At 59.3% G+C, this 16,011-nt stretch carries 15 protein-coding genes and 2 pseudogenes; 12 read left to right on the forward strand and 5 right to left on the reverse strand.

Features of this window, described 5'->3' with window-relative positions; genetic code table 11:
• The first annotated feature begins 37 nt into the window (after positions 1-37).
• Positions 38-958, forward strand: a complete 921-nt coding sequence (gene phnE, locus ACPYOI_RS21525; RefSeq protein WP_481418682.1) for a phosphonate ABC transporter, permease protein PhnE — start codon at positions 38-40, stop codon at positions 956-958.
• Positions 959-961: 3 nt separating this feature from the next.
• Positions 962-1,816 (forward strand): phosphonate ABC transporter, permease protein PhnE, encoded by an 855-nt coding sequence (gene phnE, locus ACPYOI_RS21530; protein WP_481418683.1) that lies wholly within the window; start codon positions 962-964, stop codon positions 1,814-1,816.
• Positions 1,817-2,194: 378 nt separating this feature from the next.
• Here the strand turns inward: phnE (ACPYOI_RS21530) and ACPYOI_RS21535 are convergent, their stop codons facing one another.
• Both ACPYOI_RS21535 and ACPYOI_RS21540 read right to left on the reverse strand, forming a co-directional pair.
• The gene (locus tag ACPYOI_RS21535) at positions 2,195-2,341 is read right to left on the reverse strand and encodes a DUF1127 domain-containing protein (protein ID WP_168830179.1); all 147 of its coding nucleotides are present in this window, start codon (positions 2,339-2,341) and stop codon (positions 2,195-2,197) included.
• Positions 2,342-2,554: 213 nt separating this feature from the next.
• A pseudogene (locus ACPYOI_RS21540) lies at positions 2,555-2,812 on the reverse strand (hypothetical protein); the annotation flags it as partial.
• 283 nt (positions 2,813-3,095) lie between these two features.
• Here ACPYOI_RS21540 and ACPYOI_RS21545 point away from each other — a divergent pair.
• From ACPYOI_RS21545 to ACPYOI_RS21590, 10 genes and pseudogenes are all read left to right on the forward strand, one after another.
• A complete protein-coding gene (locus ACPYOI_RS21545) occupies positions 3,096-3,800 on the forward strand; it encodes an isochorismatase family protein (RefSeq protein WP_481418684.1) in 705 nt (234 codons plus the stop codon).
• Positions 3,800-4,672 (forward strand): polysaccharide deacetylase family protein, encoded by an 873-nt coding sequence (locus ACPYOI_RS21550; protein WP_481418685.1) that lies wholly within the window; start codon positions 3,800-3,802, stop codon positions 4,670-4,672. The genes ACPYOI_RS21545 and ACPYOI_RS21550 overlap by 1 nt, the downstream gene beginning before the upstream one ends.
• An 8-nt stretch (positions 4,673-4,680) precedes the next feature.
• A complete protein-coding gene (locus ACPYOI_RS21555; RefSeq protein WP_481418686.1) occupies positions 4,681-5,631 on the forward strand; it encodes an ABC transporter substrate-binding protein in 951 nt (316 codons plus the stop codon).
• Positions 5,631-6,425, forward strand: coding sequence for an ABC transporter permease (locus ACPYOI_RS21560; protein ID WP_481418687.1), 795 nt, complete (start codon positions 5,631-5,633; stop codon positions 6,423-6,425). The genes ACPYOI_RS21555 and ACPYOI_RS21560 overlap by 1 nt, the downstream gene beginning before the upstream one ends.
• A 4-nt stretch (positions 6,426-6,429) precedes the next feature.
• Positions 6,430-7,212 (forward strand): ABC transporter ATP-binding protein, encoded by a 783-nt coding sequence (locus tag ACPYOI_RS21565; protein ID WP_481418688.1) that lies wholly within the window; start codon positions 6,430-6,432, stop codon positions 7,210-7,212.
• Between the two features lie 171 nt (positions 7,213-7,383).
• A pseudogene (locus ACPYOI_RS21570) lies at positions 7,384-7,545 on the forward strand (IS6 family transposase); the annotation flags it as partial.
• A 175-nt stretch (positions 7,546-7,720) separates the two neighbouring features.
• On the forward strand, positions 7,721-8,431 hold the full coding sequence (locus ACPYOI_RS21575) for a Tll0287-like domain-containing protein (protein ID WP_481423343.1): 711 nt from the start codon (positions 7,721-7,723) through the stop codon (positions 8,429-8,431).
• The gene (locus ACPYOI_RS21580; RefSeq protein ID WP_481423344.1) at positions 8,428-11,142 is read left to right on the forward strand and encodes a response regulator; all 2,715 of its coding nucleotides are present in this window, start codon (positions 8,428-8,430) and stop codon (positions 11,140-11,142) included. The genes ACPYOI_RS21575 and ACPYOI_RS21580 overlap by 4 nt, the downstream gene beginning before the upstream one ends.
• Positions 11,143-11,156: 14 nt before the next feature.
• Positions 11,157-11,522, forward strand: a complete 366-nt coding sequence (locus ACPYOI_RS21585; RefSeq protein ID WP_481418691.1) for a response regulator — start codon at positions 11,157-11,159, stop codon at positions 11,520-11,522.
• Between the two features lie 5 nt (positions 11,523-11,527).
• Positions 11,528-13,066: an adenylate/guanylate cyclase domain-containing protein gene (locus tag ACPYOI_RS21590; RefSeq protein WP_481418692.1), complete on the forward strand. Its 1,539-nt coding sequence runs from the start codon at positions 11,528-11,530 to the stop codon at positions 13,064-13,066.
• A gap of 295 nt (positions 13,067-13,361) precedes the next feature.
• On the opposite strand, the gene ACPYOI_RS21595 is transcribed toward ACPYOI_RS21590, so the two are convergent.
• From ACPYOI_RS21595 to pdxR, 3 genes are all read right to left on the reverse strand, one after another.
• Positions 13,362-13,676 carry a DMT family transporter gene (locus ACPYOI_RS21595; RefSeq protein ID WP_481418693.1) on the reverse strand — a complete coding sequence of 105 codons (315 nt, stop codon included), beginning with the start codon at positions 13,674-13,676 and terminating at the stop codon, positions 13,362-13,364.
• 77 nt (positions 13,677-13,753) lie between these two features.
• The gene (locus ACPYOI_RS21600; RefSeq protein WP_481418694.1) at positions 13,754-14,209 is read right to left on the reverse strand and encodes a carboxymuconolactone decarboxylase family protein; all 456 of its coding nucleotides are present in this window, start codon (positions 14,207-14,209) and stop codon (positions 13,754-13,756) included.
• Between the two features lie 109 nt (positions 14,210-14,318).
• A complete protein-coding gene (pdxR, locus tag ACPYOI_RS21605) occupies positions 14,319-15,758 on the reverse strand; it encodes a MocR-like pyridoxine biosynthesis transcription factor PdxR (protein WP_481423345.1) in 1,440 nt (479 codons plus the stop codon).
• Between the last annotated feature and the right edge of the window lie 253 nt (positions 15,759-16,011).

The raw sequence follows: 16,011 nt of genomic DNA on the forward strand, positions 1-16,011 counted from the left end.
GCCGTTCCATCCGGCGCTCCCACGACCAGGATCCGATATGACGACCGCGACACCCTCCATCACCATCCGCCGATTCGAAGCCGAATACCGCCTTGTCCGCAGCCGCGCCAAAACCGTGCAACTTGTTTCGCTCACGCTCGTTGCTGCCGCTGTTCTGCTGACGGCCTGGACGGGCGGCTTCTTCGACATGACCGAGGTCAATCTGCCCTCAGGTGAGCGCATCACCACCTGGAAATTATGGGCCTCCCTGCCCCGCCTCGGCGAATATCTCTACAAGACGCTGCCGCACTTGCGTATTGAAACGCTCGGATCCGACCTTGCCGAGTGGTTTTGGCGCTGGCCGGTCTGGCTCGAACTGCTCGGCGAAACGATCCTGATCGCTTATGTCGCGACGTTCTTCGGCGTCGTCGGCGCCTTCGTCCTCAGCTTCCCGGCCGCCCGCAACCTCAGCCCTAACAGCTTTCTGCTGATCGCCTCCCGCCGCTATCTGGAGGTCATCCGCACGGTCCCCGATATCGTCTGGGCGCTTATATATGTCTTCTGCTTCGGCGTCGGACCACTTGCCGGTGTGCTGGCGATCGCCACCCATGCGACGGGTTCGCTCGGCAAGCTCTATTCCGAGGTGAATGAGAATATCGACATGCGGCCGCTGGAAGGCGTCAAGGCTTCGGGCGGCACCTGGTTTCAGCAGATGCGTTATGGCGTCGTGCCGCAGGTCATCCCGAACATCATCAGCTACACGCTGCTGCGCTTCGAGATCAACGTGCGCTCCTCCTCGATCATCGGCTATGTCGGAGCCGGCGGTCTCGGTCAGGAGATCCGCACCGCCATGTCCCTTCAGGAATATACCGATCTCTCGGCGCTGTTCGTCATCATCCTCGTCACGGTGGTGATCATCGATTTCCTGAGCGAGAAGCTGCGCCACCGCATCATCGGCATCGAAAGCCGGAGTATCTGAGACATGATAGATACCTCTTCCTTTTCCGAGCTGCGGCAGCGCGTTCCAGGCGCCTTCTCGGTGGAGCCGCGCGTGCGGCTGATGCGCTATGCCTGCGCCGTAGCGCTTATCCTGCCGCTCATTGCCGGCCTCTATCTCTTCGACTTTTCACCGGCGCGCATCCTGAACGGCCTATCACGGCTCGGCATGATCTTCTCCTTCATGTTCCCGCCGTATATCTGGACAACCTGGCAGGAATGGAGCGATGTACTCGTCGGCCTGGGACAGACGATTTCGATGGCTTTCCTCGGAACACTGCTTGGCGCGATCGTCGCCTTTCCGCTCGCCTTCCTTGGCGCCAAGAACATCATGCCGCTCGGCTGGGTGCGGCTATCCACCCGACGGGGGTTCGATGCGCTACGCGCTGTCGAACAGATCGTACTCGCGCTCATCTTCATCCGCGCCTTCGGCCTCGGCCCGCTTCCGGGCGTCTTCGCCATTGCCGTTTCCGAAATCGGTACCTTTGCCAAGCTCTTTTCGGAAGCGATCGAAAATACCTCCCGCAAACCCGTCGATGGCGTCCTGGCCTCGGGCGGCGGGCCGCTGCAGACCATCCGGCTTGCCATCATGCCACAGGCCATGCCGGTGATCCTGTCGATCATGCTCTATAACTTCGAGTCCAACACCCGCTCCGGCACCGTCCTCGGCATTGTCGGCGCCGGCGGCATTGGCTTTCTGCTGGCGGATCGCATCGCTGCCTATCGCTGGCCGGAAGCCTGGACGATCATCTTCCTGATCGTTGCCGTCGTTTATGCTATCGATCTTTCCTCCGCCTGGCTGCGCGGTAAGATCATCGGCAAGAATGACAGCGCGCGCTAGCGGCGAAAGAGCGCGGCGCAACTCGATCTCGGACCATAGAAAGCGACCTCCGGAAACGAGAAAGCCTGCCGCGGGAGGAGGTGCGGCAGGCTTTCGAAAAGAACCGAACAGCGACTGGGAGGAGGAGCGTCGCTGTTCCGGCAGACGTCCTTGGGAGGGGAGTGGGCGTCTGAAACACGAGGCGCTGCGGGAGGAGGTGCATGGCTTCGATGTAGGCCAGCATACGCTGACACTGATCATTGGAAAGAGATTATGCTGCAGTGCAGCTATGCACAAAACATGCATCTCGCGACGGCGACAGATGCGCGGGCTTCTTCTACCACTGAAACGCAAAACGCCCGCTAAAGAGCGGGCGCCTCGAAATGCTTTACACCACTCTCAAAGAGAAGTGGCAGCGCGAGCAACGTTGCGAATTTCGCTGCGGTCAATACCCAGATCGCTCAACTCGCGATTGGTCATGCGACCCAGTTCGGCTACAGTCTGACGATACTTGCGCCAGTTGTTCAAGGAGCGTGCGACGTTCATGATGATCCCCTTTCCTGAGGTCCGTTTGACGTCAGCGACCGTGATTGGCTCCGGCGTCGTTCGATGTCACGTATATAGGTGCTTTGCCCGCCTCATGACATGAACAATGCATCAGGCCAGTTATGCGCCAGACGCGGCACTCTGCTGCGCAGTGCTCAAATCGCAGCCGCTCAAGCCCTGAACCGATCGAATGCGGTCAGGTATCTGGTCGGTGATAGAAATCACGATCTCATCCAAATGCCGAATATTCTGCGCAACTGCTTGGCGTAAGCCGCCCCATCGCCGGATCGTTTCGTAAGACACCACAATGCCGCGTTACAACGGCGTTTCCTGACCATCCGCAGGCTCAAAGGGACCCGGAAATAGAGCCAGCGCATGGGCAATGATCTGCCGCGGGAAACGGTGACGCTTGTAGCGATGGCAGCACTCTTCATCCCACCGTCTCTTGCTGACGGCTCGTTTATGTGACAACGCCATCCAAATATATTTAGGATCACGCGCCGTCAGCCATAGTACTATACTTATATCTTCAAGCTATTTTGCCTGATATCCCGCTACATAGATTTATATATGGGAGGACAGAAAAATCAATCTTTGTAATGCCTAATTGCGGATGCCAACGTCGTGAACACCGCACTTGCAGTTGGGAGATTGCAAATTCGGCTGGCCCAGGGAGAGGGTGACAGCGCCATTTGCGCTATGCTGAAAATATAACGGCCAGCAAAAAATGATGCCCGTCAATGGGAGGAGATAATTGAGCAACGATTTCGAGGATCATTGCTGGCGCGATCTCGTGCCGGCGGATGTGCTGGAACTTTACAGTCATTACGTGCGGCCAATCTCCGTGGGGCCACGCCCTGCCCTGCTGGCGATCGATCTTTATGAACTGGCCTATCAGGGCGGCCCGAAACCGGTCGCCGAGGTCTCAAAGGAATTCCCCAGTTCCTGCGGCATCAATGCCTGGAACGCCATCGAGCCGACCCGGCGCCTCTTCGCCGCAGCCCGCGCCGCAGGGTTACCAATTCTCTATACGACCAGCGACACGAGGCCGGACAGCAAACCCGCCGCCATCCGCGCCACCAATCGGCGTAGCGCCAAGAGCGATCCCTCCGTCTTCAACATCCGGCCGGAATTCGCGCCGCAGCCAAGCGATGTCGTCATCACCAAGCAGCGGGCGAGCGGCTTCTTCGGTACGCCGCTCATCGCACATCTGACGCAGCTCGGCGTCCAGACGGTGATCGTCTGCGGAGAAAGCACCTCGGGCTGCGTTCGCGCCACGACAGTCGATGGCTATTCCTACGGATTCAAGATGGTCATGGCTGAGGAATGCTGTTTCGATCGCAGCGACATGTCGCACAAGATCAACCTGTTCGACCTCCACCACAAGTATGCCGATGTCATGCATGTCGATGAGATCGTGAAGCAGCTGGACGGCCTGAAACGCGCGGAGGCCGTCTGATGACACCTGGTCAATACGGTCCCTTCCCCTATTCGCCGATCATCGATCGACCGAAATGGACTTTGCCCGGCAACGCGCGCCTGGCACTGTGGGTCATTCCGAATATCGAGTTCTTCTCACTCGATGAGCAGATGCCGACCGCATCCGGCGGCAAGATCCCGGACGTGCCAGCTTGGGCGGTGCGCGACTACGGAAACCGCATCGGCGTCTTCCGCATGATGAAGGTGCTCGACAAATATGGCTTGCGCGGCACCGTAGCACTCAACAGCGACCTGTGCCTGCATCATCCGCGAATCCTGGACGAAGCCGTCAGGCTCGGCTGGGAATTCATGGGGCACAATGAGAGCAACACCCGTCGCCTCAACGCCATTCCCGCTGACGAGGAACGCGAGGTCATCCGCAACACGCTGAGCACGATCGAAGCGCAGACCGGTCAGCGTCCGGTCGGCTGGCTGGGTTCCGGTCTCCAGGAAACCTGGCACACGCTGGACCATCTGGCCGCCGAAGGCGTGGAATACGTCGCCGACTGGGTCAACGACGACCAGCCGTATCGCATGAACCTGGAGGGTGGCAGCAAGATCCTCTCCGTGCCCTACAGCCTGGAGCTCAACGACAAGCCGGCCTTCGAAGCGCGGCACGTAACTCCCGATCAATTCCGCGACATGATCTGCCGGCAATTCGACGTGCTTTACGAGGAAGGTGCCGAAAGCAGCCGCGTCATGGCGATAGCGTTGCATCCCTACATAATCGGCATGCCGCATCGCATCCGCGCCCTGGATGAAGCGCTGGCCTACATCTGCAGACATCAGGGCGTATGGCTGGCCACCGGCCGCGAGATCGCGCGCGCCTATACCGAAGCATTTCTAGCATGAGGAATATCATGAAAACGAATTTTGCCGCGGTCGCCGCTCTTTTGTGCCTACCACTTGCGGCGCATGCTGCCGACAAGATCACCATCGCCACGGTCAGCTCGAGTTCAGCGATGAACTGGCCGCTGCTGATCGGCATCGATAAGGGTATCTTCATCAAGGACGGCGTCGAAATCGACCTGGTTGCCGCGCCATCCAGCGCTGCCGTGCAGCAACAAACAGCCGCGGGTTCCGTGGACATGGGGACAGGCGGTCTCATCGACCCGCTACGTGCCATCGATCAGGGCGCCCCCATCACCGTTGTCCGCATCGAGGCCAAATATCCCCCGTACGGCCTCTATGCGCAGAAGGATGTCAAGTCCTATGCCAACCTCAAGGGCAAGACCCTGATGGTCGGCGGTGCCAAGGACGTGACACGGATCTATCTCGAGCGCATGATGGCGTCGAACGGGCTCCAGTCCGGCGATTACGATCTGATCTACGCTGGCGCCACGTCGGCCCGGTTCGCCTCACTGCAATCAGGCGCTGTCGCGGCTTCAATCCTGTCGGCGCCGCTCAATTTCAAGGCCGCGTCGCTGGGCTTCACGGATCTCGGCACGACTATCGATTACGTGAAGGATTTCCCCTTCACTGCTTATTCCGCCAATATCGACTGGGCTAAGGCGCATCAATCGGCGCTGCAGAACTTCCTGAAGGGCTATAGCGATAGCGTTGCCTGGTTCAATGATCCTGCTCATAAAAAAGAGGCAATCGACATCCTGGTCAAGCGCATCAACGCCGACCCCGATGATGCCGACAAGACCTATGACTTCTTCATTAAATACCAGATGTACGACACGCACGGTACGGTTGACGACAAGAGTCTTGCCGGTCTGCTTCAGGTATTGAAAGACCTGGGAGATCTAAGCGGCTCAGCCGATCCCAAGCGCTTTTACGACCCGTCATTGGCGGCAAAAGACTGATGGCGGAAGAAAGACTTCAACGGGCGACGACGTCGCCTCGGGTTGCCCGGCTTAGTAGCGCTGCCTGGAGTGTAGCTTCAATCGTCTGCGGATTGCTCATCTGGGAACTAGTCAGCCGCTATCTGGTCGCCAGCAAATTGTTCCTCGCTGCCCCCAGCCAGGTTGTCCAGATGATCGTTCATCTCGCTGCGACAGGCGATCTCATGCGACATCTGGGCGTGAGCGCGGAGGAATTCGTGCTGGGCTATGTCTCAGCAAGTCTCCTCGGTATTCTGGTCGGTGTCGCCATCGCGCACTCCCATGCAGCCAAGCAGACATTGCAGCCTTGGATCTCCGGCCTTTACGCCACCCCGACCATCGCGCTTGCCCCACTTTTCATCTTGTGGATGGGTGTCGGCATCTGGTCGAAAGTGGTGATGGTCGCGACCCTCGTGATCTTCCCGGTCATCATCAACACCGAAGCCGGCCTGCGCACCACGAGCGTCAATCTGATCGAAATGGTCCGCTGTTTCGGGGCAAACCCGGCGCAGGTGTTCATGAAGGTATCGCTGCCTTCGGCTCTGCCATTCATCTTCGCCGGTCTCAAGCTGGGCATCGGTCGCGGCCTGATCGGCGTGGTCGTAGCCGAGTTATTCGGCTCGCGGGCTGGTATCGGCCAATTGATTTCCCAAGCGGCCGACGCTTTCAACATGCCGCAGCTCTTCGCTGGCGTTGTCCTGCTGGCAATTGCGGGTGTCGGTATGACCTCAGCATTCAGTTGGCTGGAAGGCCGGCTGTTGCACTGGCGGAAGTAACAGCATGACGAATTCACCGAAACTTGCCGTTCGCGGCCTCACCAAGCGATTTAACGATCTGGAGGCCCTCAGTCATATCGATACGGAGATCGCTGCCGGCGAATTCATTTCGATCGTTGGCCCTTCCGGCTGCGGCAAGACGACCTTCCTGCGCATCGTCGCCGGACTCGAACAGGCCAGCAGCGGCGAGATCCGGCTTGATGGAAGGCCAATCACCAAGCCCGGCAGCGACCGTGGCTTCGTCTTCCAACAGGACAATCTGCTGCCCTGGCGGACCATTCTGGCCAACGCCATGATCGGGCCGGAGATCGGCGGTTTCGGTGACAAGGATCGCGTCCAGGCGACACGTCAGTTGCTGAAGCTGGTGGGGCTCGAAGGTTTCGAGAACTATTATCCAAAACAGCTTTCCGGCGGCATGCGCCAGCGAGTCAATCTCGCCCGCGCCTTGGCGGTCGACCCGGAAATCCTGTTGATGGACGAGCCTTTTTCGGCACTCGATGCCCAGACACGCGAGATCATGCAGACCGAGCTGATGCGCATCTGGGAAGAAGGGCGTAAGACCGTCCTCTTCGTTACCCACCAGATCGATGAGGCGGTCTATCTTTCCGATCGGGTATTCGTCTTCGCTCGTCGCCCAGGGCGCCTGCAAGAGATAATAGAGATCAACCTGCCCCGTCCCCGTTCCCTCGCGATCAAGCGCACACCGGAATTCGTGGCGTTGGTCGAACGCATTTGGAACCTCATAGAATATGAGGTCCGTCAATCTGTACTGGAAGAGATGAGCTGAGAGGCTTGCGCGCGTCATCGAGTTGGTGAGAACGGCCCCGCCGAATGCAAGGCAAGGGATCTGGTTCCGTCGCAAACTTGCATTGAGGATACGAAATACCCCGCGTCCCTTGGTCATTTGGCGAGGATCTCAAACTGCGCGGCGAGCGCGACGACGAGACCAGGTATCATCCGCTTCAAGTCACCAGCACAATGCCAGAGTTTCGTCTCCGTCCACGATCCAGTCGCCAACCTCTTCCACATATCCCGACATGACATACCATCTGATCATCATCGCGAGCTGAGAGCAGCCGCCATGCAAATGTGGAATGAGATCGCCCATCTTCAGGCCGCCTTCGCGGAGGTTCACCGCCCTGTCCTGTCGGCTTCCGATAAGTTTACAATGCCCGCTGAAGTATAGGCTGAAAACGATTTTTGAATTTTAGCTACTTTTGATATACTCGCCAAATCATAGCGGTGATATGAGGCGTACTATGCAGCGCGGCCTAAGATGCGGCGTCCTTCTGGCAATGGCCGCCTTCTGCGCACCCATAGCCTACAGTGCTGCGAATCAGGACGACGTGGCCACGGGGGAGCGGCTTGCGGCCCTGGTGCGTGCCAGTCGCAGCGTCATCTCAAGCTATCAGGGTCTGATCAACGATGCGTCGATCGGAGACAAGCATCTGACGGGCGGACGTGTGGTCGAAGAGTCGCTCGCCCTCTACAGCAAGAACAACAAACAATCGTTGCCGGACCAGACCTTTACGCCGGCGGAGCAGCAATTGTTCGATGCTCAAATTGCGGCGATACGGGAAGTCGTCGACGAAAACCAGGAGGTCATCAATGCTAAGGGCGTGGGCTTTAAAGGATTCATTCCCGCGATTTTTGCCCGCCTGGTCAACGAGCGTCTGGAGAAAAAAGTCGGTGAAACGGCAAAGATAAAGGTCACCGCCCCAGAGGACCTGGTACGCAATAGAAAGGCGCTTCCGGACGATTGGGAACGGCAGGTCATCGAGAGTAAATTCCAGTCAGCGGATTGGCCGAAGGGCAAACCTTTTGTCGAGGAGAGCGAAATGGACGGCCGCCGGGCATTTCGTATGCTCATTCCTGAATACTATTCCCCCTCCTGCCTGACGTGCCATGGCCAGCCCAAGGGCGAGATTGATATCTCAGGCTATCCGAAAGAGGGCGCAGCCGAGGGGGATTTGGGGGGCGCGATCAGCATCACGCTCTTCCAATGAGCGCTTTGGATCTCATTCGCATCAGGCTCAGCCGCCTGATGGATCGGAAAATCTCGATCCGCCTCGTTTGTCTCTCCGCTGGGCTGCTCGGCGCCCTGTTGGTGAGCGTTGCTTTCATGGCACATGATCTTCTTGAGAACCAGCGGCGCGTCGAGGAAGCGAATACGCGCTTTCATATGTTCGATGAAGCCGTGCAGGCGTACCGGCATTTTGGCGAGATGCGTTACTGGCTCACCGACTTGTCGGTCAGTCTGCTGACACTCTCGGAGCGACGAGCCGAAACCGCTCGCGACGCGCTGGAGGAAAATCTAGCGAACATCCGGGGTTTTGCGCCGGATGCCGCCAACACCATCGAGCAAGGCTCAAAGGCCTATTATGCGAAGGCGATGCAGGCAGTCGACGCCTATACGGCGGGCAATCGGGTCATCGGAAACACGCAGTTGGCCGCCGCCAAGAAATTCAGCGACGACATCGACACCGTGCTCAAGGGGCTCGAAGCCCGCCTCAGGACAGAGGCCGATGGGGCACGTGACGCGGCTGCCGCCGCAGCGAAGAACACCTACACTCGCGCCCTGATTGCGGTCGCATTGATAACGATAACGGGCGGCATCATGACCTGGCTGGTGCTGCGGTCGATACTGGTTCCCCTCGCCCGTATCGACAAAGCGATGATCCAGCTGACGGAGGAGCAGCAGGATGTCGAATTGCCGCCGGAGGGAAGCGACGAGTTCGGCAGGCTTTCAACGACGCTGCGACTGCTGCGCGAAAGCCAGGCCGAGCGGCGCATCCTCGAAGCGGCCGCCGTACGACAGCGAAATACCGTCATGACGGCAATCGAGACCATCCCCGATGGCTTCGCGTTCTTCGATGCCCAGGATAGGCTGGTCCTTGTCAATCAGCGTTACCTCGAGATATTCCCGGATATTGCGGAACTCATGACGCCCGGAAGGTCCTTCGAGGATATTGCGCGCGCACAGGCGAAGCGCGCCACGGCCGAGATCGGCGCCGGCGGCTCGGAGGCCTGGGTGAAGGAGGCGATCCGGCGCCACCGGGAGCCGCAGGGCATGATCGAGCGGCAATTCGGCAATGGAACGTGGCTTCGCATCGCCAAGCGCAAAACCCCCGAAGGCGGCACGATCGCCGTCTATACCGACATTACCGACTTGAAACTGCGCCAGGCAGAGTTGGAGGAAGCCAGGCAAGGCGCGGAGGTCGCGAGTGAAGAAAAGAGCCGGTTCCTTGCCTCCATGAGCCACGAGCTGCGTACGCCCCTCAATGCCATCATCGGCTACAGCGAGATGCTCATCGAAGACGCAAACGAGCTGGCGCAGCCGGGCCTCGTTGCCGACCTTGGAAAAATCATGGGGTCAGGACGCCATTTGCTTGCGCTGATCAACGATATTCTCGATCTGTCGAAAATCGAGGCGGGGAAAATGGAACTCTATGTCGAGCGTTTCAGCCTGATGCAGCTCATCAGCGATGTCGAAAGCACCGTGGCACCGCTGGTCGCGAAAAAGGGCAATCGGCTGACGCTCAAGGTCTCGGTCGAACCAGACGAGGTCGAGATCGACAAGACCAAGCTCCGACAGAACCTTTTCAACCTGCTATCCAATGCTGCAAAGTTCACCGACCACGGCGAGATCCTGCTAAGCGCGAAACGCAAGTCCGACCAGCGCGGTGATTGGCTGGAGTTCAGTGTCCGCGACGACGGGATCGGCATGACCGAGCAGCAACAGGCAAAGCTCTTCCAGGCATTTGTGCAGGTCGATTCCTCGACCACGCGAAACTATGGCGGAACCGGTCTCGGCCTGGCGATTACCCAGCATTTTGTCCGGATGATGGGTGGAACCATAGAAGTAGAGAGTGAACTCGGAAAGGGCTCGACCTTTCGCTTCAAGATACCGGCGATCTGCAAGACGCATGAGATCGAGGAGATCCTGCTGCCAATTGAGGCGCGGGAGGAGGTGCAAACCCACGGAACGGTTCTCGTCATCGACGATGAAGCCAAGGCGCGCAGGCTTGTCTCTGACGTGGTTCGCGGCGCAGGATTTAAGGTTGTGGAGGCCAAGGGCGGTGAGGAGGGCCTGGAAAAAGTACGGAAATTGCGCCCGGATGCCGTTATCCTGGACGTCATCATGCCCGGACAGGATGGTTGGTCGGTGCTGCGCGAAATGAAATCGGATGCGGCGCTTCGCAATATACCGGTCATCCTCGCGACCGTTGTGGGGGATCGTGAAATGGGTCTCGCATTCGGTGCCACCGATCACCTGATCAAGCCGATCGATCCGCAACAGCTCATCGACACCTTGAATGCTGTCGCAGGCGATCGGCGACACGACGTGCTTGTGGTCGACGACGACCCGGCGACCCGCGAACTCTTTCGCAGGGTGCTCATTCGCGAAGGCTGGCGTGTTCGGGAGGCTGCCGACGGGCGGCGCGGCCTGGAGCAGCTCGACGCCGGGCGGCCGTCAATCATGGTTCTCGATCTCATGATGCCGAACATGGACGGCTTCGAGTTGCTGAACGTCATTCAGGAAAGACAGGACCTGTCTGACCTTCCGATCGTTGTCGTCACATCGAAGGATCTGAGCCGCGATGAGCTGGATTGGCTTGGCGTGCGGGCGAAGGATGTCATCAGAAAAGGAGCGAAAGGCCGCGCCGAACTGATAGCGGCTTTGAAGCGGCACGTGCCGCTGAGCGAGGATGCCTGAGGAGCGCGAACAGGATGGTCAAGATTCTTCTCGTGGAAGACAATGAGATGAACCGCGACATGCTTTCCCGCCGGCTGGAACGTCGGGGATACGAAGTGGTCGTCGCGACAGACGGTCTTGCCGGTGTAGAGGCGGCGGCGAGCGCGAAGCCCGATCTGGTGTTAATGGACATGAGCCTGCCGGAGATCGATGGCTGGGAAGCAACGCGGCGCATCAAGGAGAATCCTGCCACCGCCGATATCCCTATTATCGCCCTCACGGCACATGCCATGGTCGGCGACCGTCAAAAAGCGATGGATGCCGGCTGCGATGACTATGATACGAAACCCATCGAATTCCCGGGACTGCTCGAAAAGATTTCCCGTTTGACCGGAGGGTGATGGCCGTGGCCCAATCTGCTGACATCGGTCATCGCGTACAGATCGCCAGAATCGCGCAAAAGTTCGCCGATCCGGCGCAGGCGATTTTCGGCTATCAGGAATTGATCCTCGAAGAGGTTCGCCGGCAGGGACCAAGCGGGGCGTTGCCCGATCTGGAAAAGGTGCTCTTCGCCGCTCGGGAATTGAATGCGCAGATTGAGCGGTTCCTCGACGCGGAGCCTTCCGAGAGCCGGAGCCTCTCGCTGTTGCGGCATGACCTCAGAACGCCGATGAACGCGATTCTCGGTTACTCTGAAATGGTCATGGAGGACTTCAATGGTTCGCTCTCCCAACGCCTCGTTGCGGACATATCAAGGATCATTGACGAAACCCGCGCTCTCCTCGCACAGCTCGACAGAGCGAGAGATACCTCCTCTTTCTATTCGGATGGGAGGTCCGCAGACGAGGCGGACGCGATCCTCGCGGCCGATTTCGCACGAACCATGGCAGCGCGGTTGCCGGCAGCGCCCGGGGAGGTTGGCCACATCCTGGTCGTCGACGATACGATGTCGAGCCGTGATCTCCTCGCCAGGCGCCTTGGACGCGACGGACATACAGTGGTCGTCGCAGGTTCAGGCGCAGAGGCGCTGCGGATTCTGGAGACGCAGAAATTCGATCTTGCTCTGGCCGACATCCTGATGCCGGACATGAATGGCATCGAGCTTCTCGGCCATCTCAAATCGGACCGGCGTTGGCGCGAGATCCCGGTGGTCATGATTTCGGGTCTCAAGGAGTATGATGCCGTCGTCCGCTGCATCGAGGCTGGAGCTGAAGACTACCTTCCAAAGCCGATCGATCCGGTTCTCCTGCGCGCGCGCATCAAGGCGTGCCTTGAGCGCAGCCGCTGGCGTGAGCGTGAGAAGCGCTATCTCTCCGAGATCGAGTTCGAGAAGGAACGGGCCGATGCGCTGCTTCATGCCATTCTTCCGGGGCAGGTCGTCAAGCGCCTGGCAGAAGGCGAGGAGGTGATCGCAGACCGCGTTGAAATGGCGACGATCCTCTTCGCTGACATCGTCAATTTTACCGAGTTTGCAGCGCGCACCCCGGCAGCTGTTTTGGTGGGGAGGCTTAGCGCGCTGTTCTCGCGTTTCGATGAACTTGCCGACGAGTATGGAATGGAGAAGATCAAGACTATTGGCGATGCCTATATGGCGGCGGCCGGGTTACCGGACCCTCGCCCGGATCATGCCGCGGCAGCGGTTGCTTTCGGCAAGGCGTTGCTGGCGGAAATGACCAAGGACACCGGTCCGGAACCTCCACTCAGCTTGCGCATTGGCATCAACAGCGGGCCGGTCATCGCCGGCCTGATCGGCCGAAAACGCTTCGTCTACGATGTCTGGGGCCATACGGTAAACGTTGCGAGCCGCATGGAATCTTGCGGTATCCCCGGACGAATTCAGATATCGCAAAGCACGTACGAGGCGCTCGGAGAGAGCTCTCTGGATGTCCATCAAGAAGTCATGGAGATCCAAGGTATCGGAAAATACGTCACCTACCTAATTTGATAGTCGTGGCCCACACCACGGGCAGCGACGATACCGTGCGGGGGCAGCCTGCCGGAAACCTGGCTGTGCTCCCCTGCTGTCCCGCGGCTGCGGCGCAGTCCGTCAGCGGAATTGGTCTCGTGGGATAAACATCTACTCTCAGCAGCTTTGCAAAAGGCGACTTTCAATGCCTTCGCTCTTGATGGGATCAGAACCGACGACCGCTCGTCTGTCGGAGGTGAGCGTGAAGAAACTCGTAGTTGGAACATCGTGCGCAGTCTTCTCAAAATGAGCCGAACCAAATTGCGTCCCTGCTTCAAGCGGCGATTTTCAGCCCCATCGCCCCGCAGACAATCAGGCCAATACAAAGCAGTCTTGCGGGCGATGCGGGATCGCCAAACATCGTGATCCCTAGAATCGAGGTACCGGCTGCGCCGATGCCGGTCCAGACGGCGTAACCCGTGCCGACAGGCAATGAGCGTAGAGAGAAGGACAGAACGATAACGCTGGACAGGCCGAAGGCGATTGTCAGCAGCGACGGGATGGGGCGCGTAAAACCGTCTGATGACTTCATGCAAAGAGCGAAGCCAACCTCCAGAACGCCAGCGATGGTGAGCAGTAACCAGGCCATGATAGAAATCCGTGAATGCATGTTGGTTGGACGCTCGTAGCAGCGTGTCCGATGCCGCGAGCGCCCGATCTCTCGCGTCAGAGATTGGCCACAGCCGACGGCGTCGAGCGGAAGGCAATGCCGAAGCGGTTGAAGGCGTTCATCAGGCCGATCGCATAGGTGAGGTCAGCCAGGGCCTTGTCGCCGAAGGCTGCGGCCGCCGCCGCATAGTCGGCATCGGGAACACCGGTTTCGGAAACACGAGTCACGGTTTCAGCCCAGGCAAGACCCGCCCGCTCCTCGGCGCTGAACAGGCCGCCGGCGTCACGCCACACCGCGACCAGCGCCAATTTTTCCACAGCAAGGCCGGATTTCAGGAGATCGCGGCTGTGCATGTCGATGCAGAAAGCGCAGCCGTTGATCTGCGAGATACGCAGATAGACAAGGTCGACCAGCTCTTTCGGCAGGCCGCTCTTCTGAAGGGTGGCATAGACAACGCCGAAAGCCTTGTAGCCCTCGGGCGAGATTTTTGCGTAGTCGATGCGGTTGCTCATGATGAAGCCTTTCTGGTTGGAAGGGCCTGATCGTCCCGCATCTTGGTCTAGTATAGAAGGTCCATGTATGGCATTTGCTTATGGACCATGATTGCCGCCTTATGTTTTCCTATGGGCGATGATGATGGCCCGGCAGCAGCGCGGCGATGCGTCGCCCGAAAGTTTCCGCCATGGCCTGCGAGGCGATATTGGTGAAATTGACAAGCAAGGCAGACGCCCCCTCGCCCTCGAATGTCCAGTCGGATAGAGCCTCGGCATAGAGTCCGGCCCGGCGCATTCGGCTGACGCTTTCTCGATCCGCGTATCCCGCAAGACGCAGGATCAGGTGCATGCCGCCCGGCTGAGCATCGATGCGCACCTTCTCGCCGAGCGCGGCCTTCAGGCCGGCCGCCGTCGCTTCACGGCGCCCGGCATAGAGCTTGCGCATACGCTGGATGTGGCGGGCGAAATGCCCATCCGTGATGAAATCGGTAACGATCGCCTGGGTCAGGGCCGGGCTGACACCCGCAAAGGCCGCGGCGATCCTGGCAAAACGCTCGACCTGACCATCCGGCACCACGAGATAGGCAAGCCGCAGGCTTGGGAACAGCACCTTGCTGAAGGTGCCGGCGTAGAGCACGCGCCCGTCCCGATCCAGGCTCTTCAGCGCAGGCAGCGGACGGCTGACGTATCGGTACTCGCCATCATAATCATCCTCGATGATCCAGGCGTCGTTTCGCGCGGCCCAATCCAGCAGAGCCTGCCGCCGCGGCAGCGATAGTGAAACGCAAAGCGGGCTTTGATGCGCCGGCGTCACCACTGCCGCCCGCGCCTTCGCTGCCATTCGCAGCCCCTCGGAAACGACCATGCCATCGCGATCGACGGAAACGGCGACCGGTAGAATGCCCAAATGAGAAAACAGCGTCCTCGTGGGCGGGTAGCCGGGATTTTCGAGCCAGACCTTGTCGCCGGCCTTCAGCAGGGCATGGGAAATCAGCCCGATCGTCTGGCGATAGCCTGAGGTAACGAAGACCTGCGAAGGCGAGCAATCAATGCCACGGGAAACCCTGAGATAGGCGGCGATCTGCGCCCTCAGCGCCGGCATCCCCTCTATTTCGGGATGCACCATATCGTATGGCTGCATGGCCCGCGCGCGAACGGCAGCGAGCCGCGCCCAGATCTTGCGGGGAAAGGCATCAAGCGCCGGCAGGCCCATCTGAAACGGCAATATGGAGTCCGGCCGGTAGCTGGTGACGAGAGGATCGCTCTCGACCTGACGGACGGGCATCGGCTCGGCCGCATTCGGCTTGAGATCAGGGGAGATGATGCTGCCCGCCTGCCCCCGCGCCAGGATATAACCTTCCGCGGCCAGCAGTGAATAGGCCTGCTCCACCGTGCCTCTGGCAAGGCCAAGCTCCTTCGCCAGCGCCCGCGCCGAGAGTATGCGTTCGCCGGGCTTCAACACGCCTTCGGCGATGGCGCTGCGAAACCGGTCATAGATCTGCCGATAATAGGCCGTCTCCGCCGCGGGGTCCGGACGGGGAATGTGGCTCTTCCTGTTTGCGATCATGGCCTTCCCGGAAATCAGGATTTTGCTGAAAATACTTGCGCCATGATGGGGTCGGAGACCGGCTTTCGCAAGCCCGCGCGCCGCAATCATGGCCCAGCTTCAAACTCCCCTTATGGTTCTGTGAGCTGGACCATTCCGCCGCTACAAGCATGATCTTTACTCCTCGGGAACAGACAGATGAAGAACATCCTGCATGTCAACGCCAGCCCTCGAGGCAAGGCGGCGGAGAGCTACCGTCTCTCGCAGAGGATCA

This window comes from Rhizobium sp. SVR5-2C (assembly GCF_056755115.1).